Origin of the sequence: Pseudomonas sp. 34 E 7 (genome assembly GCF_900005715.1) — a bacterium.
GTDB lineage: Bacteria > Pseudomonadota > Gammaproteobacteria > Pseudomonadales > Pseudomonadaceae > Aquipseudomonas > Aquipseudomonas orientalis_A.
Map to the genome: position 1 here is coordinate 1 of NZ_CVTX01000194.1, position 3,746 is coordinate 3,746.

2 protein-coding genes are annotated in these 3,746 nt (G+C 62.1%); one reads left to right on the top strand and one right to left on the bottom strand.

The window, feature by feature from the left end; genetic code table 11:
* Window positions 1-923 precede the first annotated feature (923 nt).
* A complete protein-coding gene (locus BFP96_RS28170) occupies window positions 924-1,664 on the bottom strand; it encodes an FKBP-type peptidyl-prolyl cis-trans isomerase (RefSeq protein WP_003190133.1) in 741 nt (246 codons plus the stop codon).
* A gap of 246 nt (window positions 1,665-1,910) precedes the next feature.
* Between BFP96_RS28170 and BFP96_RS28175 the strand changes: the two genes are divergently transcribed.
* The gene (locus BFP96_RS28175; protein WP_065937436.1) at window positions 1,911-3,719 is read left to right on the top strand and encodes a di-heme-cytochrome C peroxidase; all 1,809 of its coding nucleotides are present in this window, start codon (window positions 1,911-1,913) and stop codon (window positions 3,717-3,719) included.
* The last annotated feature ends 27 nt before the right edge of the window (window positions 3,720-3,746 follow it).

Genomic DNA, 3,746 nt, shown 5'->3' on the forward strand with positions numbered 1-3,746 from the left:
GATGGCCCATTGCGGCGGCCCACGGATTCAAGCCTGCGTTCGGGCACACCGAGCATGAGCGAGGTGCCGAGTGGTGGGGCAAGAGCGTTTTGCTCACTTTTGCGCTTTTCAAAAGTGAGCCGCCGTCAGGGCGGAACCCTAAGTGGCCGTTACCGCAGAAACGGATATGTATTCAACCCAATCCACCATCCTGGTCGGCCCTGAGGCCGCCATCGGGAGCAAGCCCCCTCCCACATTTGGACCGGGATCGACTCAACATCCTGGTCGGCCCCGAGGCCGCCATCGGGGGCAAGCCCCCTCCCACATTGGACCGGGATCGACTCAACATCCTGGTCGGCCCTGAGGCCGTCATCGGGGGCAAGCCCCCTCCCACATTTTGGCCAGGATCGACACAAAATACCGGTCGGCTCTAAGGCCGCCGCGCTTTTGCTTTTGATCTCAGGCGCCCCGTTAAACCACGCTGGCCGAACGCAGGCTTGAATCCGTGGGCAACCCGGCAGGACGCCGGGTTAGCCGCACTGGGCCAGGGATGGCCCATTGCGGCGGCCCACGGATTCAAGCCGGAGAGAGGGCACACCGAGCCTAGGCGAGGTGCCGAGTGGTGGGGCAAGAGCGTTTTGCTTACTTTTGCGCTTTTCAAAAGTGAGCCGCCGTCAGGGCGGAACCCTAAGTAGCCGTTACCGCAGAAACGGATATGTACTCAACCCAATCCAACATCCTGGTCGGCCCTGAGGCCGCCATCGGGGGCAAGCCCCCTCCCACATTTGGACCGGGATCGACTCAACATCCTGGTCGGCCCCGAGGCCGCCATCGGGAGCAAGCCCCCCTCCCACAATTAGATCGCAGGGAGCCAGGTAAATACCCGTCGGCGAAAACAACAACGCCCCGTCGAAACGGGGCGTTGTCGTTATTCGCTGCGCCGATTACTTCTTGGCGGCAGGTGCAGCAGGTGCGTCAGCCGCTTCAGCCTTGGCTGGGTCCTTGATGGCCAGCAACTCCAGGTCAAATACCAGCACGGAATTGGCTGGAATCGCCGGGCTCGGGCTCTGGGCGCCGTAAGCCAGGTCGGACGGAATGTACAACTCGACCTTCTCGCCAACGTGCATCAGTTGCAGGCCTTCGACCCAACCCGGGATCACGCCGCTGACCGGCAGGTCAATCGGGCTGCCACGGTCCACGGAGCTGTCAAAGGTAGTGCCGTTGGTGAGCTTGCCGGTGTAGTGAACCGTCACGACGTCGGTAGGCTTGGGCTGGGCGCCGTCGGCTTTCTTCACGATCTTGTACTGCAGACCGGAAGCAGTGGTGACCACGCCGTCTTTCTTGGCGTTGTCTTCGAGGAATTTCTTGCCGGCCGCTGCCGACTCTTCACTCATTTTGGTCATGCGTTCTTCAGCGCGCTTTTGCAGTGCGGCAAAGGCTTCAACCAGTTCGTCATCCTTGAGCTTCTGTTCTTTCTTGCCGACAGCATCTTCAATGCCTTGGGCTACCGCTTTGGAGTCCAGGTCATCCATGCCTTCTTGAGCAAGGCTTTTGCCCATGTTCAGGCCGATGCCGTAGGAAGCTTTCTGCGCCGGGGTTTTCAGCTCTACGCTGGTCTGCGAATCACAACCCGCAAGTACCAGGCTAACCAGGGCCACCGCCGCCGCCAACCGATGCTGTTTCATGCTATTTCCTTGTTCATGCGCCAAAAGGGCATTCGAATAAAGTCGCGAGCTTATCAGGCGGCCACGACCAATGGCTACCGGCATGTGAGCAGGAAACGTCTGATAAGTTCACGTGTTTAAAAGCAATTTCATTCATGATGCAGGTCCGCGACGGATCGTGGGACCTGTCACTCCAGACTCATGGCCACTTGCCGCCCCCTTGGCGTAGTGGCATAACAACGCGAACAACCGACAAGGATAGTTAACTTGCGCATTTTCACCCGTGTCTTACTCCTGATCCTCCTGGTACTGGGCCTGATTCTGGCCGTGGTGCTCTATTACACGATCAACCCCAGGCTGCCGGACTACGTGCCCGTGGAGCAGGTGCACTATCAGGACCAATGGAGTGCCGCCGACCGCCAGACCTATTACTTCACGCCCCAGGGCACTCAGGTCAAAGGCCTGCACTACGACTGGTTCACCGCGCTGGAGCTGCCCTTTTCCGAGCGCCGTTTTGCCTCGCCGGAGTACCTGGCCCGCTTCGGCTTCCTGGTGGACCCGCGGCAAGCGCCCAGCGCGCAAAACCCCGGCAACCTGCCGGTGGGTTTCGCCCGGCATAAAAATGCGGGCAGCAACGTTGAATACCTGGATATCACCTGCGCCGCCTGCCACACCGGCGAGCTGCACTTCAAAGGCCAGGCCCTGCGTATCGATGGCGGCTCCGCCCAGCATGTACTGCCGTCGAGCGTGCCGACCCTGCGCGGCGGCAGCTTCGGCCAGGCCCTGGTCGCCAGCCTTGCGGCGACTTATTACAACCCGTGGAAATTCGAGCGCTTCGCCCGCCAGGTCCTGGGGGAGCGCTACGACGCCGAGCACAGCCAACTGCGCCAGGACTTCAAGCAGTCGCTGAACCGCTTCCTCAAGGTTGCCTGGAACGATACCCACCGTGGCCTATACCCCACCGAAGAAGGGCCGGGCCGCACCGACGCCTTCGGCCGCATCGCCAATGCCAGCTTTGGCGATGCCATTTCCCCGCAGAACTATCGCATCGCCAACGCGCCGGTGGACTACCCGCAATTGTGGGATATATGGACCTTCGACTGGGTGCAATGGAACGGTTCGGCCCAGCAGCCCATGGCCCGCAACATCGGTGAAGCCCTCGGCGTCGGCGCGACCCTGGACTTCTTCGACAGCGCCGGCCAGCCCCTGCAGGGCGATGCGCGCTACCCTTCCAGCGTACGCGTGCGCGACCTGAACCTGATCGAAGAGACCTTGCAACGTCTCAAGCCACCCACCTGGCCCGAAGACCTGTTCGGCGCCATCGACAAGCCCCTTGCCGCCCAGGGCCGCGCATTGTTCGCCGAGAACTGCGCCGGCTGTCACGTGCCCACCGTCACGCAAGAAGGCGGCCGGCCGGTGCAGCAACTGAAGATGCTGCCGGTGGACTACATCGGCACCGACCCCGGCACCGCCAACAACATCGCCGACCAGCGCTACGACCTCAGTGCCCTGCAATGGGACCCGGCGGAGCTGGCCGGGCTCAACGTCCAACTGCACCCCACGCCCACCGAGCCACTGGACCTGAAAAAGATGTCCGTGGCCAAGGGCCTGGCCTACGTCACCGCGTTCGTCGAGGACCACGCTTACCGCGCCGCCGGCGTGACCCCGGCCGAACGCCCGCGCCTGGACGGGTACGGCCTGCCCATCGGTGTGCGCGAGTTGCGCGCCTACAAAGCGCGGCCACTGGCTGGCGTCTGGGCAACGCCGCCGTTCCTGCATAACGGTTCGGTGCCGACGATCTACCAGTTGCTCTCGCCCCAGGACGAGCGCAGCACCACCTTCTATAAAGGCACCTTCAACTACGATCCGCGCCATCTCGGCTTTGAGACCGGCGCGTTCAAGAATGCCTTTGTGTTCAATACCAAAATCACCGGCAACCACAACAGCGGCCACGAATTCCGTGCCGGTCAGCGTGGCAACGGCGTCATCGGCCGTGGCTTGCTGCCACAGGAACGCTGGGCGCTGCTGGAATACCTCAAAGTGCTGGGCAGCCCGCTGGAGCAACAACTGCCATGATGATTCGATCCCCCTATGACCGCCCCT